Origin of the sequence: Shewanella frigidimarina (assembly GCF_003797125.1) — a bacterium.
In the GTDB taxonomy this organism is placed as follows: Bacteria; Pseudomonadota; Gammaproteobacteria; order Enterobacterales; family Shewanellaceae; genus Shewanella; species Shewanella frigidimarina.
Genome location: NZ_RKKE01000001.1, coordinates 387,682 through 404,126 on the forward strand (window position 1 = coordinate 387,682; position 16,445 = coordinate 404,126).

At 41.3% G+C, this 16,445-nt stretch carries 16 protein-coding genes; 4 read left to right on the forward strand and 12 right to left on the reverse strand.

Annotated elements, in window-relative coordinates; genetic code table 11:
- Positions 1 to 97 precede the first annotated feature (97 nt).
- The 12 genes from EGC86_RS20965 to EGC86_RS01750 form a co-directional block, all read right to left on the reverse strand.
- Positions 98 to 790 carry a chalcone isomerase family protein gene (locus EGC86_RS20965; RefSeq protein WP_207893027.1) on the reverse strand — a complete coding sequence of 231 codons (693 nt, stop codon included), beginning with the start codon at positions 788 to 790 and terminating at the stop codon, positions 98 to 100.
- Complete coding sequence (locus EGC86_RS01700; RefSeq protein WP_123776427.1) at positions 787 to 1,317, reverse strand: DUF2878 domain-containing protein; 531 nt, start codon at positions 1,315 to 1,317, stop codon at positions 787 to 789. Before EGC86_RS01700 ends, EGC86_RS20965 begins: the two co-directional genes overlap by 4 nt.
- A gap of 80 nt (positions 1,318 to 1,397) precedes the next feature.
- Positions 1,398 to 2,636, reverse strand: a complete 1,239-nt coding sequence (locus tag EGC86_RS01705; RefSeq protein WP_123776828.1) for an SAM-dependent methyltransferase — start codon at positions 2,634 to 2,636, stop codon at positions 1,398 to 1,400.
- Positions 2,637 to 2,736: 100 nt separating this feature from the next.
- A complete protein-coding gene (locus tag EGC86_RS01710) occupies positions 2,737 to 3,558 on the reverse strand; it encodes a DUF1365 domain-containing protein (protein WP_123776428.1) in 822 nt (273 codons plus the stop codon).
- On the reverse strand, positions 3,555 to 4,823 hold the full coding sequence (locus EGC86_RS01715; protein WP_123776429.1) for an NAD(P)/FAD-dependent oxidoreductase: 1,269 nt from the start codon (positions 4,821 to 4,823) through the stop codon (positions 3,555 to 3,557). The genes EGC86_RS01710 and EGC86_RS01715 overlap by 4 nt, the downstream gene beginning before the upstream one ends.
- A 54-nt stretch (positions 4,824 to 4,877) precedes the next feature.
- Complete coding sequence (locus tag EGC86_RS01720) at positions 4,878 to 5,627, reverse strand: SDR family NAD(P)-dependent oxidoreductase (RefSeq protein WP_123776430.1); 750 nt, start codon at positions 5,625 to 5,627, stop codon at positions 4,878 to 4,880.
- A complete protein-coding gene (locus EGC86_RS01725) occupies positions 5,627 to 6,130 on the reverse strand; it encodes a nuclear transport factor 2 family protein (protein ID WP_123776431.1) in 504 nt (167 codons plus the stop codon). Before EGC86_RS01725 ends, EGC86_RS01720 begins: the two co-directional genes overlap by 1 nt.
- Positions 6,131 to 6,357: 227 nt before the next feature.
- On the reverse strand, positions 6,358 to 7,767 hold the full coding sequence (locus tag EGC86_RS01730; RefSeq protein WP_123776432.1) for an ammonia-forming cytochrome c nitrite reductase subunit c552: 1,410 nt from the start codon (positions 7,765 to 7,767) through the stop codon (positions 6,358 to 6,360).
- Positions 7,768 to 7,897: 130 nt separating this feature from the next.
- Positions 7,898 to 9,109 (reverse strand): NnrS family protein, encoded by a 1,212-nt coding sequence (locus EGC86_RS01735; protein ID WP_123776433.1) that lies wholly within the window; start codon positions 9,107 to 9,109, stop codon positions 7,898 to 7,900.
- 311 nt (positions 9,110 to 9,420) lie between these two features.
- A complete protein-coding gene (gene phrB, locus EGC86_RS01740) occupies positions 9,421 to 10,854 on the reverse strand; it encodes a deoxyribodipyrimidine photo-lyase (RefSeq protein ID WP_123776434.1) in 1,434 nt (477 codons plus the stop codon).
- Between the two features lie 11 nt (positions 10,855 to 10,865).
- Positions 10,866 to 11,828, reverse strand: coding sequence for a YbgA family protein (locus EGC86_RS01745; protein WP_011638483.1), 963 nt, complete (start codon positions 11,826 to 11,828; stop codon positions 10,866 to 10,868).
- 259 nt (positions 11,829 to 12,087) lie between these two features.
- Positions 12,088 to 13,017 carry a polyprenyl-phosphate transporter gene (locus EGC86_RS01750; protein WP_011638484.1) on the reverse strand — a complete coding sequence of 310 codons (930 nt, stop codon included), beginning with the start codon at positions 13,015 to 13,017 and terminating at the stop codon, positions 12,088 to 12,090.
- 139 nt (positions 13,018 to 13,156) lie between these two features.
- Here EGC86_RS01750 and EGC86_RS01755 point away from each other — a divergent pair, with 139 nt between their 5' ends.
- The 4 genes from EGC86_RS01755 to EGC86_RS01770 all read left to right on the forward strand — a co-directional run bounded on the left by EGC86_RS01755 (position 13,157) and on the right by EGC86_RS01770 (position 16,401).
- Positions 13,157 to 13,633, forward strand: a complete 477-nt coding sequence (locus tag EGC86_RS01755) for a hotdog fold domain-containing protein (RefSeq protein ID WP_011638485.1) — start codon at positions 13,157 to 13,159, stop codon at positions 13,631 to 13,633.
- 44 nt (positions 13,634 to 13,677) lie between these two features.
- Positions 13,678 to 14,565 (forward strand): prohibitin family protein, encoded by an 888-nt coding sequence (locus EGC86_RS01760; RefSeq protein ID WP_101088779.1) that lies wholly within the window; start codon positions 13,678 to 13,680, stop codon positions 14,563 to 14,565.
- A gap of 217 nt (positions 14,566 to 14,782) precedes the next feature.
- Complete coding sequence (locus EGC86_RS01765; RefSeq protein ID WP_123776435.1) at positions 14,783 to 15,931, forward strand: DUF418 domain-containing protein; 1,149 nt, start codon at positions 14,783 to 14,785, stop codon at positions 15,929 to 15,931.
- 119 nt (positions 15,932 to 16,050) lie between these two features.
- Complete coding sequence (locus EGC86_RS01770; protein ID WP_123776436.1) at positions 16,051 to 16,401, forward strand: DUF1294 domain-containing protein; 351 nt, start codon at positions 16,051 to 16,053, stop codon at positions 16,399 to 16,401.
- Positions 16,402 to 16,445 lie beyond the last annotated feature (44 nt).

Here is a 16,445-nt window from a genome sequence, read left to right on the forward strand (position 1 = left end):
CGCGCTAATTGCTTAGTTAAGGGTTGAGTTAACCCTTGAGTAAGCATTCGGGCACAAAAATGTCGCTGCTGGCGGATGAATAATAGAATCGCGTGCATTAGTTAACTCCAATCAGTTGGTTACGTAACTCAGGACGGCTGGTTTTTTCAGACAACCAAATGTCGAGGAACGCCTCAGGAAATTGGGCATTACTGACTTGATAATAAGGCGTATCGTTAAGCAAAAATGCCGCATCTTCAGGGTTGTTAACCCTAAAAGTCAGCCTGTCGCCCTCTTTAACATCTGGCCAGGCATTAACTAACTGCTGCCTGTACAGTGCAATATTGGCTTCGGTAAAACCTAAATGCTGCCATTGCTCAATAGTGGCATCAACTAAATCAATAGCGTCAATATCGCGGTGGTATTGAATGTCGAGAGTCATAGGAAAACGGTTAGCTTGGTACTTACCGTCAATAGAAAATAACTTCGCACTATAGATATCAAGCCACAACAGGCTCATGTCTGCTGTGCCTACCTGAATCAATGCCGCATCGCTTATACCGCTCTTATCATTCTTATCGCTCTTATCATTCTTATCGCTTATACCGCTCTTATCGCTTGTACCGTTTATACCGCTCTTATCGCTCTTATCGTTCTTATCATTTGCAGATGCATCGTTAATGCTCACTGCAACAATCAACGTTAATACTAACGCACCCATCACACCGAACAGTAGTTCGACAAACCAATGTGATGATTGAAACTGCTTGATGTGTGGTTGCGACTTGTCGCCGTTATCTAAGGTTTTCATCTACCATCCTCCAAAGCAAGGTCCACCATTGTGATGCGAGAGCTAATAATGAGTAATACGGGAAATAAGCAACTCCAGATCAATACCAATATAAGCCCACTCCAAACCTCGCCTAAAGGCAGCATAACGGCATCAAACTTAGCTCCAGCGAGATAACTTAAACAACCAAAAAACCCGCCTAATAAGGCTTGTAACAAAAGAGGAAACTTTCTAAATAAGGCTAAGCTGTAATCCAAACAAAGCGCAAAGTAGAGCCACAACAATCCCAACCAGTAAGGCATATTGTCGAACTTAAATACGCCAAACCACACCAATAGACTGTCAACCGTTATGCCAATCGCACCACAGACACACATTACCAGCGCATCATGACGAACTGATTTTGATAACAAAAAATGGCAAATGAGCAATAAAATAGACAACAAGATAAGTTGGTTGTGCGCTAGCACTCCGGCCCACCAAACCAATTGGAAGCACACTGCGTTGATTAATATAACTAGTTTTGACGGGAGACAATGAGTAAACATAACACCTCGCACAAACAGGAGGAGACTTCCCGGTAACTCATTACCGGGGAATATAATCACTACAGAGCTGAGAAACGATATTATTTTGGGCGGTATTGAGGTCGAACAGCAACAAGGTGAACCGTGCTAGTAGTGCGCTCTAAAAAGCCACCTTCGCAGTAGCTCAAATAAAATTTCCACATCCGGATAAAATCATCACCGTAGTTTAAGGCTTTTATTTTATCGTAGGCTGCATCAAAATTTTCATGCCAGTGCTTTAAGGTACGCGCATAGTCCTTACCCATGTCATCAATAGACCAGGTTACCATGTCGGTTTTCTTGGCAATATGTTTGGTCATTTCACTCACCGACGGTAAACAACCACCAGGGAAAATGTAACGTTGAATAAAGTCGACGCTCTTGCGGTAGCTGTTGTAACGTTGATCAGCAATGGTAATAGCTTGAATAAGCATGCGACCGCTGGGCTTAAGCAGATGCTGTAGTTTTTCAAAAAAGCCTGCTAAATATTCATGCCCCACGGCTTCGATCATCTCAATTGAAACCACGCGATCATATTCACCAGTCAGTAATCGATAATCTTGTTTTAGTAAAGTAATCTGCTCTTCAAGCCCTTCTTGCTTAACGCGATCTTGCGCATAATCGAACTGGGCATCAGAAATGGTAGTGGTAGTCACATGTACGCCATAATGTTTTGCTGCATAAATGGCCAACGCGCCCCAACCAGTGCCAACCTCAAGCAAGGTTTGACCTGGAGTTAACTCTAAACGCTCGCAAATGGTATGCAATTTATGTAATTGCGCTTCATTCAAGCTGCTGTTATCTGCCGGATAAAGTGCACTTGAATACATCATTTCTGGGTCAAGAAACTCCTTGTACATGTCATTACCTAAGTCGTAATGAGCCAGAATGTTGCGTTTTGAACCCGTTTCAGAATTACGGTTAAAGACATGCTTAAAACGATTAATGCCGTTGCTCAACCATGAAAAATAACGTTCAATATTGTCTAGTAATGCTAAATTTTGGGCAAAAACCTGCACCACTTTAGTTAAGTCTGGGCTACACCAATGGCCTTGAATATAAGCTTCGCCAGCCCCAATTGAACCACCAAACACCACTTGACGATAAAAGTTGGCATGCTGAACTTGCATAGTTGCGTGTACTTCGCTTTTGGGATCGCCAAATTCTGATGTTTGATTACCATCAACAATCGTTAAATGACCTTCAGCAAGATGTGCTAATGCACGAAGAAGAATTTTCCTTGCTAGGCTGTCAGATAAACTCGCTTGAGTCATGCTGCTTTCTGTCGCCGTATTTTCCATGTCATCTCTCCAGTTCATACACTGTCTAATTCGTTCGCTTTATTGGCGTAATTACAGACTAATACGTGATAAGCATCTATTTGGTTTACATTTTGTAAAATTAGTTAGCTTTAATGGTTTGCTTGCTTACAAAAGGGATTCGTTTAAAAAATAGCTTCATTGCTTGCCAATAAATACCCAGCATAATTTTGCTGGTCATCAAGGGATAATTCAGCATAAATCGGCGTATAGAACTCGAATTTATAGATTGGCGCTTTAACACTAAACCGGCATCAAATAATTTATCGTTATTGGCATTTCGATTTTCAATGGTCACTTTCAAGTGTTTAGCCGGAGGCGTAATACGCCACAAGTAATGCATGTCTAAATTCATAAACGGAGATACATGAAAGACTTTGTCTGTTTGAGCGGTATTCGCAATATCAACCAGATAACAATGGCGCTCATTCCAAGGAGTATTACTGACCTCGGCAAGCATATAAACCATGTCATTTTGATGATAACAAAAGTAAAAATTGACCGGACTGAAATAAAAACCAAAATGGCGTATCTGCCCAGAAAATATCACTTTATCGCATGTTTGCGTGGCACCTAAATGCTTTATCGTTGCCAACACGCGTTGCTTTAAAGCGCCGGCATCATCCCCCTTGCTCGCCGAGCTCAGCACAAGTTGATCGCCAAATTGTTGCTTTAGGGAATTGAGGTAATCGCTAGGATTAAATTTAAGCGGGGTAAACTTGTCTGTGGAAAACAATTTACTGACCGCCGTTAATGCCGGCAGTTCATCTAAATCAATTGCCATCATCGCAATGTTATAACCAAAACTGTGCAACTTAGGCGTATGACGGCGATGGTTTATCTTGCCGCAATAAATGCCACTGTTTAATTGATCATGTTCCATTATCGATGTGGTTTGACTCATAGACTTATCCCAAACAGATCGCATACTTCAACTGCGCTACGAACGCCGTCTTCATGAAATCCATTATGCCAGTAAGCACCAGCAAAATAGGTATTATGTTTACCATTAATGAGTGATTTTTTCGCTTGCGACTTCATGCTGGCATCGTTAAATACTGGGTGAGCATAATTAAACTTTCGCAAAATTTTACTTTCATCAATCGATGCAGTTTGATTTAACGTGACACAAAATGTAGGTGCACTGCTCGGTAAACACTGCAAAATATTCATATTGTACGTCACGCTAGCCGGACGCTGAGCAATATCTTGCTGATTGACGCCATCTAAACGATAGTTCCAACTTGCCCAAGCCGCTTTTCGCTTAGGCAATAGATTAATATCTGTGTGCAACACCACTTCATTATTTTGATATTCCATTGCGCCTAACACGTCTATCTCATCTTGAGTGGCATCAGTTAACATGGCTAATGCTTGATCGCTATGGCAACTCAACACTACATCGTCAAAGTGCTGCCATTCGCCGTTGGCAACCTGAACATACACACCATCATCGCTACGTTTAATACCACTCACGGGTGAATTAAGCTGGATACGATCTTTAAACGGTGCGGTTAAGGCTGGAATATAACTGCGCGATCCACCTTCAAGTACATACCATTGCGGGCGATCATTAATATTTAATAAACCATGATGCTGGAAAAAACGAATAAAGAATCGCAATGAAAAGCCGCGCATATCATCAATACTAGCAGACCAAATCGCCGCGCCCATAGGCAAAATGTAATGCTCACAGAAAAAGGCTGAGAAACCTTGTTGATCAAGATACTCACCTAGTGAAGACGTTGGGTATTTGTCGGCCTCATAAATAACTTTACAACCATTGTTGAAACGAACAATTTCACCTAAAAACCGGTAAAAACTTGGGCGTAACAAATTGCGACGTTGGGCAAATAAGCTCCACAAATTATGGCCGTTATATTCAAGCCCTGTGAGTGCATTATTAACACTAAAACTCATTTCAGTCGGTAAAGACTTAATATTAAGTTGTGCCATTAATGTTTCAAATAGCGGATAAGTCCGGTCATTGAACACAATAAAACCAGAGTCAATTGCATATTGCTGCCCAGCCACTTCCACATCAATGGTCGCTGTGTGACCACCAATATAATCATTAGCTTCAAACACGGTAACCGTGTGTTCACGGCTTAATAGGTGGGCACACGTTAACCCCGAAATTCCAGTACCAATTACAGCAATATTTTTCATTTAGTTAATCCTTGACGCTAATACTTGTTCTTGTTGTGAATTGACTTGGGTTTACTATTTAGGTGCCAGCAAAAATACTAATAACTTTTCTGGCAATAAAGAGACTAATTTGAGTAACCAAGTAAATTTAGTTGGGAAATGGATTTCACGGCGTTGACGCTGCATACCATTATAAATAGCCTGAGCCGCTTGCTGAGCTGTGATTTGCATTGGCATAGCAAAGTCATTTTTAGCTGTTAAAGGGGTTTTAACAAACCCCGGACAAATCACGCTAACTCCAATACCATGTTGTGCAAGGTCAACACGTAAACTACGGCCTAAATAACCAATAGCGGCTTTTGATGAACCATAGGCTTCGGCACGCGGGAACGGTAAATAAGTGGCACTTGAACTCATTAACCCCAGTTGTGCACCACGGCTCAGTAAAGGTAAAAAATGTTCCAGACAATACCCCATCGCAACCACATTGGTATTGATGACTCTGGCAAATAGCGCTGAGTCAAAATGCAATGCATCGTCAATGTATTCACAGCTACCAGCATTAAGAATCACCTGCTGTAACTGCCACTGATTATCGTGTAATAGCTGCTTAAGCTTGGTTGCGGCGGCTTGCACCTGAGTGCTGTCGGTAATATCAAACGCTAGCGGAGTGGCGCCTGTTATGGCTTGCAAGGCTTGGGCATTTCGACCACAAGCTATAACGGCAACGCCTTTAGCGAGGTAATGCTGCGCTAAAGCTAAACCAATGCCAGAACTAGAACCTGTAATTAATACCGCTGTTGTACTTGCGGAAACGGTTGCCATTACTTAGTCACCCTATTTTTAAGTAAGCCAATCAAGCCACCTAAAAACGGCACTTGTTCGTACAGCATTTGGCCTAGATCAAAATAGTCTCTGTGAGAAAAAATCTTATCGGAAAATTTAAGTTGCGACATGCCTTCAACATTAATCAGCTGGCCTTTACTTAATTTAGGGTGTGAATAGCTCATGGTCCAATACAATGCTGCTTGTTGCTTATCAGCACTGATCACCACTTCTTTAATATCAAATTCAATGTGAGTGACATTTTGATACATGTTGGCAAAGTAATCGGTTAATGCTTCGATTCCCTCAACATGATGCATGGGATCTCTAAAGCAAATATCATCCCGGTAAACTTGGCGCAGTAAAAATAGATTATCTTTATTAAGCTGTTGATAAATATTAATAAAATCATCAACAATAATTGGATGACCATCAACGGACGCAGAGCGGTCAGCATTTAATGATTCGGATTGAGTATCAACTGTCGACTGTGCACCTTGCATTAACAGACTCCTATTACGCTACCAAGAAAGAATACACGCAACCTAGATATAACAATGCCTTATATGACAATAAGATAAAAGTATTTCATGGCCGTGAAGTAAATAAAAACTCATTAAGTATTTATACGAGATAGCACAGGAAGTAGATCACCCTTTAAAAGAACCACAAAGCAAAACGCCTAAGCATGGCTTAGGCGTTAGTTGTGTTTATAAATTGAAACTGTTCTTTAGTAACCCTTTTTGGCTACCGGCTGCCAGTGCTTATCAACTTCTTGTTTAATAAAAGCTTGTTTGGCTTTAATGGCGTCGGCTTCAATAAAGCCAATAGCGGCGTGGGCTTTTTCTTTGGTACTGTAATCTGGGTACTCAACCTTGGTCACTGACATTTGACTCAATATGCGGGCTAATGCTTCACGGGCATAAGTAACCTGTTCAGTCGATTTATCCAGTAACTCAATCCCTTCTTTAGGATTATGAGCGTACATTCCATGCGATGCTGTGGCAAAATCCCAGCGCCATTGTGAATGACGAATAGCCATAATCGCATCATTCATTTGCGGCCATGTGGCTCCTGCATCCCAAGCCGCTTTGGCTTCGTAATGCGCTTTAATCAGCAATGACTCTACATTACGTGATTTAGCATCAATATTAGCTTTGGTTTTATCAAGCTTTTTGGTGATGGCCGCTTTACTGCTATGGCAACTTGTACAAGCGCGATCAAAATTGTCTAATGCGCCAGCAACCTTGTGGTCAGTAAAAGTAGCGCCTTTTTCATCTGTCGCAGCTGGCATATGACAGGTTATACACGTCACACCTTGCTTAGCGTGAGCCGAACGACTCCAATGCTCAAACTCTGGATGACGCGCTTTTAATATTGGGGTTTTAGAGATTGGGTGGATCCATTCGTAAAAGCGACGAGTGTCGTAATACTTTTCAATTTCATCAGCAGTGCTACCAAAAATCCATGGAATATTAACTTTGTTATTATTTTCAGGCTGGAAATAATAACTCACATGACATTGACCACAAACCTGAGCGCCTTGCATGCTGCGGTCTTGCTTATCAAAAGGCAGTTTGATTTTCTCCATCGCATTTTGCGCATGAGGGCGTGGTAATGCGAGTTTAGCACTGCCATCAACATGACAATCACTGCAGTAAACAACGGATTTGATTTCACGGCCTAAATCGACAAAATTGGCACCTGAAAAACCTTGAATACCCATTTCTTTAATCAATCTTGGTGCATCGGGTGTTTTACAGGTCCAACAACTGGCAGATAAACCTTTATCACCTTCAGCTATTGCAACACCAGTACGCAAGGTATGTGTCACGTCAGCCACAGCAAACTGATGTCCGCGAGGGCTATGATATTCTTTCGCAAATGATGAACCCGCCCATAAAATGATATTGGCAGGATATTGCGCCAGTATATCGTCTCGTTCAACTTGCTCTTCTGTTGCTTGCCAAGAATCATATTGTTGTGGAAACTTTAGTTGATTAGGATCCATTTCAGCACTTTGAAGCGACCAAGACGTTAGGCTCAGCAATGCCATTGCGCTAATAATAATGCTTAACCCTACCTTGCTTCGCATTGGCCGAGTCGCTTTCATTATCACATCGATAAGTAGATCCATCATATTACTAACCTTTCTCCAATCTCTTAATTTACAGCGCTACATTGTTCGATAAGTCTGTAGCACTAATTTTGCACTGTTTAGTGTAGTTAACTGTTTAGTTAGTTAACTTTAGTTACTAATTTAGTTGGTATTATCCTGGACGGCCATCAAGACGTGGTCGTAGTAAAATCGGCGCGTAAAACCACACAAATAAACCAAAACCGACAAACCAACATGCTCCAGCTGCCCATAACCAAATTTGGGTGTACTCAGGCATCAACAAAGGCATTCCTGCACGTAAAACAGCAGCGAGAGGCAAACATAAAAATGCCCACGTCATATTAGGGCCTTGATAGATATTGCGACTAGTATGCCCAAGTGAAACGCGTGAAATCATTGATAAACATAATGATGCGATGCCGCCAATAGCAAATAAATGCAATAAGGTACGATAGGCATATTCGTTATCAATGTTGATTGCCATTAATAACAATGTGATTGGCAACGATAGATACGAAATATGCAATGACCACAGCATCGGCTCTTTTAGGGTTTTATGTGCTTGCCAACGAGCAAAACGGACTAAATGCAATATGCCTGCTACTGCTAAAAGTGCTTGTTCAACTCCTTTGGGGAACCAGTGACTTATTGCTTGAATAAACAGTAAACCCATCGTTAATAATAATGCATTTTCTAACACATTAATGGGATCAGGCTTGGGTTGTTGAATTTTCATTGCGGTAAAAAATGGGATGACTCGACCGCCAACAATGGTAATAACCATGGCTAGCCACCAAATCATTCCTTGCCATAATTGGGTCGATAATGAAAAGTTACGTTCGGACAAGGCGTAATAACTGGCTAAATTAACCAACAATGCGACCACCAGCATGATAGGAAAACCTATATTGCGCCATTGTTTAACCGGATAAATACAACGCCACAATGCCAACGCACTTAATCCTAAAAATAAGCTGTCAAATATTGCAGGTAGTATCAAAGGGATGTTCATTGGTAATAGCAACATTAAGCGGGCAATGAGCCAACAACCAAAGGTGACCATTAATGCGCGTCCCGTAATGGTGGGTTGATTGGTCCACGCTTGTACTGCTGTGAGTAAAAAACCGCACACAATAGCCATAGCGAAACCAAATAACATTTCGTGAGGATGCCACCATAGCGGCACAACATTGGCCCAAAACTCACTGTTAAATAAGCTATATTGCGGAGTAAACCAGCCCATTAACCACAACGGAATGTATAACGCTGCGACACTCGCCCCACCCAAAAAAAACGGTCTAAAACCCAAACGCCATATTGCAGGAGTTTTATCAATTTCAGCAGGATCATCAATATTCAGCATAAGCAGTGCACTCACTTAGTGGATTAACATCAACAAGATTTAAACATGCATAATATATAAATCTTTAATGTAACCATTCTATGCTGTTAATTGATGTGCTTCAATCAATACTCATCAATCCACTAGCCAGCCAAGCTCATAGTGTGATCTAACGCAAAAAAAGCCGCTATTATCATAAGAGATAATAGCGGCCTAATAGTGTTGTTGCTGATTTATCGAATCAAGATGGACTCAGTAACCTGAGTTCAGAGTAACAAACGGCTCTCAAGCAGCCTTTTGTCTTGCTAACTGCATTGAATGTTAATCGAAACTTAACCACGCTTTAATGCGCTTAGTACCTCTATCGCCCGCAAGCGTGCCATCTTGTGTTCGACAATAGGTTGTGGGTATCGATCATCCTGGCGTTGTGCAAATAAGTCATTAACATTGATGGTTTTGGGTTGATGAATATCGGCCAATGACCATGCTGATAACTCGGAAACATAACGCTTTATGAAACTTGCATCTGGATCAAACTTGCTACTTTGGGTCATTGGATTAAACACGCGGAAATAAGGTTGCGCATCGCAGCCTGTTCCGGCTGACCATTGCCAACCACCATTATTAGCGGCTAAGTCACCATCAATTAGTTTTTGCCTAAAATATCGCTCGCCCCAACGCCAATCAACCAATAGGTGTTTAGTTAAAAAGCTAGCTACCACCATGCGTAATCGATTATGCATCCAACCGGTTTGATTTAATTGGCGCATAGCAGCATCAATAATTGGATAGCCTGTTTGGCCATCACACCAGGCAGTAAACTCAGCAAGATTATTGCGCCACACAATGCCGTCGCCTAACTCATTAAAGTTATGGTTCATGGATAAGCGTGGAAATGCCACCAGTAAATGGCGATAAAATTCTCGCCAAATTAATTCATTTAACCACGTTTTTGCAGGGCAAGTGTCATCGACTAAAGCTTGGGGATAACGCGCTAATATGGCTGCGACACATTGACGTGAACTAATAACCCCAATAGCTAAAAAAGGCGATAATCGACTGGTTCCTTCAAGGGCAGGAAAATCCCTTTCGGCTTGATAATCTGCAACTTGGTTTGCTAAAAACTGATCCAGTATTCGCTTTGCAGCCCCTTCTCCAGCAGGCCATTGCTCACTAGACATTTTATCGCAATTAAATACCACTTCATTAGGCGTTGCCAGTACTGCAGCGATTGGCGCAGGCACCGCAACGGGAACAATCGCACGCTGGCCAGCAATGCTTTTCCACTTTTTAGCAAAAGGGCTGAATACCTTGTACATATCACCAGCCAAGTTTTTCACTTGCCCAGCTGCTAATACGCAATCTTGGTCGATTAACGTTAGGGGTACACCGCTATCAATTAATGCGCGGTCTCGACGACGTTCATTTATTTCTGGCTCATTGCCAGCATACACAGCGGCAATATCATGCTGTGCGATATAAGCGGCTAACAAGATTTGCACTTCATCAAAGTCTTGTGCGTGCAACACATCTAGATGAATACCTAACACCGCCAATGCCTGTGCTAACAAATTGACATGTCGCTGGATAAAATCAATTTGTATCGGCGCAACATCATGCTGCGCCCATTGTCCTGGCGTGACAAAATACACAGCTCGAACATGACCACGATTACTGCTAGCAAACTCACATGCTGCCACTAAAGCCGGATTATCTGCCACCCGTAAATCTTGCCTAAACCACATCAAACTATTCATAGAAGTCATTCACTATCGACCTAATAAGCATAACGAAGCTTAAGCGCTTCTGGATGTGGATTTAAATACACCTGGTCTTGAATATACGGGGTATGAAACTCACGTACATAATGGTTAATCAAGGTAATTGGCACTAGCAAAGGCAACAGCCCTTGGCGATATTTTAAAATTGACTCACTCAACTCTTCTTTCTGTTCAGCGGTCAATTGCTTCTTAAAATAGCCTTGAATATGCTGCAAAGTACTGGTGTGATTTTTACGGGTGGCAATAATTTTGAGTGCCGTCATAAAGCCTTCAAAATATTGTTGTGCAGTTTGCTCAACATCTTGAATATCGGCCAATATAGGTCCTAAATCGCGGTACCACTTTGGGCTATGAGCCATTAATAAATACTTATAACGCGAATGAAACTGCATTAGTTTGTGTTTAGTGAGACCCGATTGAGTCATTTGCTTCCAATCGTTATAAGCAAATACACGGGTAAAAAAGTTTTCTCTTAATGGCAAGTCATGTAAACGTCCTTCTTCTTCTACAGGCAGAAGTGGATAGCGTTCCATTAATTTCTTTGCAAAAACACCTACGCCAGTTTTGCTACCATTATTGGTACCAATTTTGTACTCGGTGACTCTTTCCATGCCACAGGTCGGCGATTTGGCACACAAAATATAACCGCCAAGGTAATCAAGTTCTTCCACTTTAGCTTGGGAGTATTCATTAAGCTTGTCTGTCACATCGAGCGTTCCATCAGCACTGCGAATATGCACTACATCGCCATCCCGTATTTGACGAATACTTTTACGTGGTGTGCCCATGCCGATCGCCATTTCAGGGCAAACAGTGGTGTATTCAAAAAATGGTTCTATTTCTTGTCTACAGTAATAAGAGTTTTTGTGTCCGCCATCAAAGCGAACTTGGTTACCCAACAAGCAACTGCTGATCCCAATTTGGATTTTTTCTGGCACAAATGTATCGATATTTGGCATATTATGCACTCCTGTGGCAACCGTAATATTCCCAAAGTGGGATAAAAAAGGTGTCATGCTAACAACGCATGCGATTAATTAAATATACGAGTAAAACACTCATTAAGTTCATTATTTATAGAGGTATTTATCACTTTTGCAAAATGAGTCTTCATATTAGCCAAATAACGCACACAAAAAAGCAGAACCTAAGTTCTGCTTTATCATTTAGCTTCAACTCAACCTTCAGTCAATTTGCCCAGATTAAGCTTAAACAGGATTAACTATTCGCTTTATTTCCGACGCGTTCTAATCCCCACACCAAACCAATTCCCACCAGCAGACATACTATGGCTATGATCATTTGTGACGACTCACCAGTGATTTGTTCAAACTGAAACGGAGATAAATTTTGCTCAACCAAAGGCACTAATTCACCCTTAGAATTCTCGCGCCAACTGATCACTTGTTTCCAAGGCCAAATTTTACCCAGCGTACCGAGCATCAATCCCGTTAAAAATAATAACGTCATATCATGAAATTTACGTAACAAAGCCGATAACACATGACTAAAACTTAACAATCCGACTACTGCACCAATCGCAAAACAGGCTAAATAAACAATATCAAAGCCTTTAGCTGCCGCTAATACCGCAGGGTACATCCCTAAAAGCAGTAAAATGAAGCTACCTGAAATACCGGGTAATATCATGGCGCAAATAGCAATAGCACCACAAAAGAAGAAGTTAAGATAACTCACCTGCATTTCGATAGGATGTAACACTGTAATGGCCCACGCAAAGGCGACACCAACAATAAACATGGCAATCCGAATTGCATTGAATTTGTTCACTTGCTTAAGCATATGAACCACGGAAAATAAAATTAATCCAAAAAAGAACGACCACACAGGAATGGGATGCGTAACCAATAGCCAAGAAATCAATTTAGCTAAGGTAAAAATACTGGTGAGGATCCCACCAAACACGCACACGAGAAAAGGACCATTAATGTGTAAAAAGGCGGCTTTAATGCCTTTTTGCTTAATAATGCCCACTAACGACCAGTTAATTTTGCGAATGCCATCCAATAACGGATCTAAAATACCGGTAATAAACGCAATAGTGCCACCCGACACTCCCGGCACAACATCTGCTGCGCCCATGGCCATACCTTTGAAATAATTCAATAACAGTGAGTCAGTTTTCAAAATTCATCCTTAATGTGTCTAATCACGTAAATTATACCTGTGCCCTTTGCAATGAGCGATGGAAAATATTCAACGGGGCTTTTCCGCAGGTTACAACAATGTTAATCTCGTCCGACCAGATAATAATTAGAGTTCATTTATGACCCCAACTAAACCCAATAAAGTCATGTCGTTATATAAGAAAGTCACTGCTTATCCATTTGGTAAACAGATTTTCTCTAAAATGGTGTCTCGAATGGCGCCCTATTTTGGCACAGTACACCCTTACATAAGTGATTTACGCGTTAACCGCTGCGAATGTTTAATCAAAAAGCGCAAGAAAGTCCAAAATCATATTGGAACCGTGCATGTGATTGCTATTTGTAATGGCCTGGAAATGGCCATGGGCACGATGGCAGAAGCATCAATCCCAGCTCATTTACGCTGGATCCCTAAAGGCATGAGCGTTGATTACACCGCAAAAGCTGGCAGCGACATTTTATGTGTTGCAGAGGTAAAACCAGAACAATGGCAAGTGGGTGATATGTTAGTCGACGTAAAAGCCTATGACACTAACGGTGTTGTGGTGGTCCAAGGGCATATTAAGCTTTGGATTTCAGAGAAACCTCAAAAATAACCAGGTAAATTAATCACCTTTATTCACTTTGCTAGGGAAGCATAATGTTAAAAAATGGTCTGGCGCAAGCTAACACAAATCATCTCGGTAAAATCATTCCTGTCGCAGTTTTACTGCTAATGCTGATCAGTTTATATGGTAGCTGGTATACCATTGATCAGGGCGAACGTGGGGTATTGCTGCGTAACGGTAAAATTATCGATACTGCAGAACCAGGTCTTGGATTTAAAATTCCACTAATGGATACCGTGGTTAAGATCTCAACCCAAACTCACACCGCAAACTACCAAGGTTTACAGGCGTATAGCCGCGATCAACAACCTGCCACATTACGCGCATCAGTCACATTTAGCATACCGCCAGATCGTGTTGAAGAAGTGTATGCTAATTTCAAAAGTATCGACTTAATGGTGTCGCGTTTACTCGACCGCCAAGTACCAACACAGATTGAAAATATTTTTGGTAAGTATACGGCTATTTCTGCCGTTCAAGAGCGTATCAAGTTTGGTATTGATGTGACTGACGCCATTACTAAATCGATTAAAGGCCCAGTGACCATTAATTCGGTACAGATTGAAAATATCGACTTTAGCAACGCATACGAGAAATCAGTAGAAGACAGAATGCGCGCAGAAGTAGAAGTACAAACACAATTACAGAATCTTGAAAAAGAGCGTGTTAGTGCCCAAATTGCCGTGACTCAAGCACAAGCTGAAGCAGATTCACAATTGGCCCGCGCAATTGCCGAAGCTGAAAGTATCCGTATTAAAGGTAACGCAGAAGCATCAGCCATTAAAATTCGTGCTGAAGCACTAGCGCAAAATCAAAATTTAGTTGAATTAACTAAAGCGGAACGTTGGGATGGGCGCTTACCAACAACTATGCTACCTACTGGTACTATCCCGTTCCTTGAAGTACAAACAACCAAATAAGCCTGCAGACTTACTTCACAAAATACTTAACAAACCAAGCGTGCGGCATTACGCTGATCGCTTGGTTTTTTTATAATCGTTCCCCTTCCCTAAACACATTATCTAGTTGCATTACCGTATTTGGCTGGTAATCTCTAACAGCGCCTCTTTAATGAATAAAGAGGGTTTATAAACAGCTAAAAGTAAAAGGAATTAAGCGATTAACACTGCAACGAACATGGATGAGCATAATGCTCCAATCAAACAAGCACGTTTGGCTAATCTTGACGCTATCAGAGGGCTTGGCGTATTAGGTATTTTCTTCCTTAATATCTATTTTATGGGCAATAGTTTTTTCGGTTACGCTCCTCATGAGGTTCAACCCACCAGCGACATTATCCTGCTCATTTTTAGCAATTTCTTCTTAGAAGGTCGTTTCTTTAGCCTATTTGCGATGATTTTTGGGGTGGGAATGTTAATCCAATACCAACGCCAGCAAATGAGAATGGACACTGCCACCACTATCCAGCGGAATAATCGCATAAAATGCCGTCTGTATTGGTTAATTGCCTTTGGCGTAATGCACGCTATTTTCATATTTCCTGGCGATATATTATTGTCTTATGGTGTCAGTGGATTATTGGCTTTTCGCTACATTAGCCTCAGTGCTGATGAGTTAATCCGTAAAGCTAAATGGTTTATCTTTTTATCATTAATCCCCATAGCACTTATTTCGCTCATGCCTGACGATCAAGTTTATTCACGAGATTCAGCATTCTTCATCGAGCAACTTGCTGCTTGGACTGGTAGCTACCAACAACAACTGACCCTGCACCTAACCATGTTTGCATACATGCTAGCGGTTATTCCATTAACGTTAATGTGGTATATCACCGGCCTAATGCTTTTAGGGATGGCGTTATATAAACGCAATATCTTTGTTGATGGATTGGATAATAAAACCCTGTGGCAATGTGTATTTTGGGCCATCACATTAGCATCATTAGATTCGATTTTAAGTCTAAGCGGCAATCAGATGTTGGAGTCGATGTCAGATCTTTTATTGTGGTTCAGCGCTATTGCGACGGCTTTGATTTACATCCACATTATCGTCAAATTTTGCAAAAATACGCCACATAGACTAAAACTACTGCAAAACGTCGGGCGGATGGCGTTTAGTTTGTACATTCTCCAGTCAATAGTCGGTATTTTACTGTTACGTTATATCGCACCAGACTGGCTGTACTCACTAGACAGGATAGGTTACGTCTCAATTGCGATTATCTACAGTGTATTTCAACTGTTGTTAGCGGATGTCTATTTACGCAAATTCAACCAAGGCCCATTAGAAAAGCTGTGGCGTGTGTTAGTCTCCCGCACAAGCTAATGAAACATATACACTTAAAAGAAGAATCTATGCAACTACCATTGTGTGCAATGCTGATTGATCTCATCAGTATGACGAAATCAATATGATAAAATTAATCTCACAGAGCAGGCACTAAAATGAATAAGTTTGCTTGGTTGATGTTGCTGCTCATTAGCGCTATTTTTGCAACTATTCAGCCCTGGTTAGCTGGGGTATACGGCTTAATTAATCTGGTCACTTTTAGTTTGTATTATCGTGATAAATCGGCCGCTAAACAGGGGCAATGGCGCATAAAAGAAAGCACCTTACAGTTTTTTTCTTTAATTGGCGGCTGGCCAGCAGCGCTACTCGGCCAGTATCACTTACGTCATAAAACCCAAAAATCGTCTTTTAAACGGATATTGTGGTGTTGCATCGTACTCAACTCAGTTGGAGTCAGCTTATTGTGTTATCAGCAGTGGCATCCGTTATTTGATGCATACCGTTAAGCTGTTGGTTCAATTATCGCTTCAATCGTGTTGATGAGTATTAG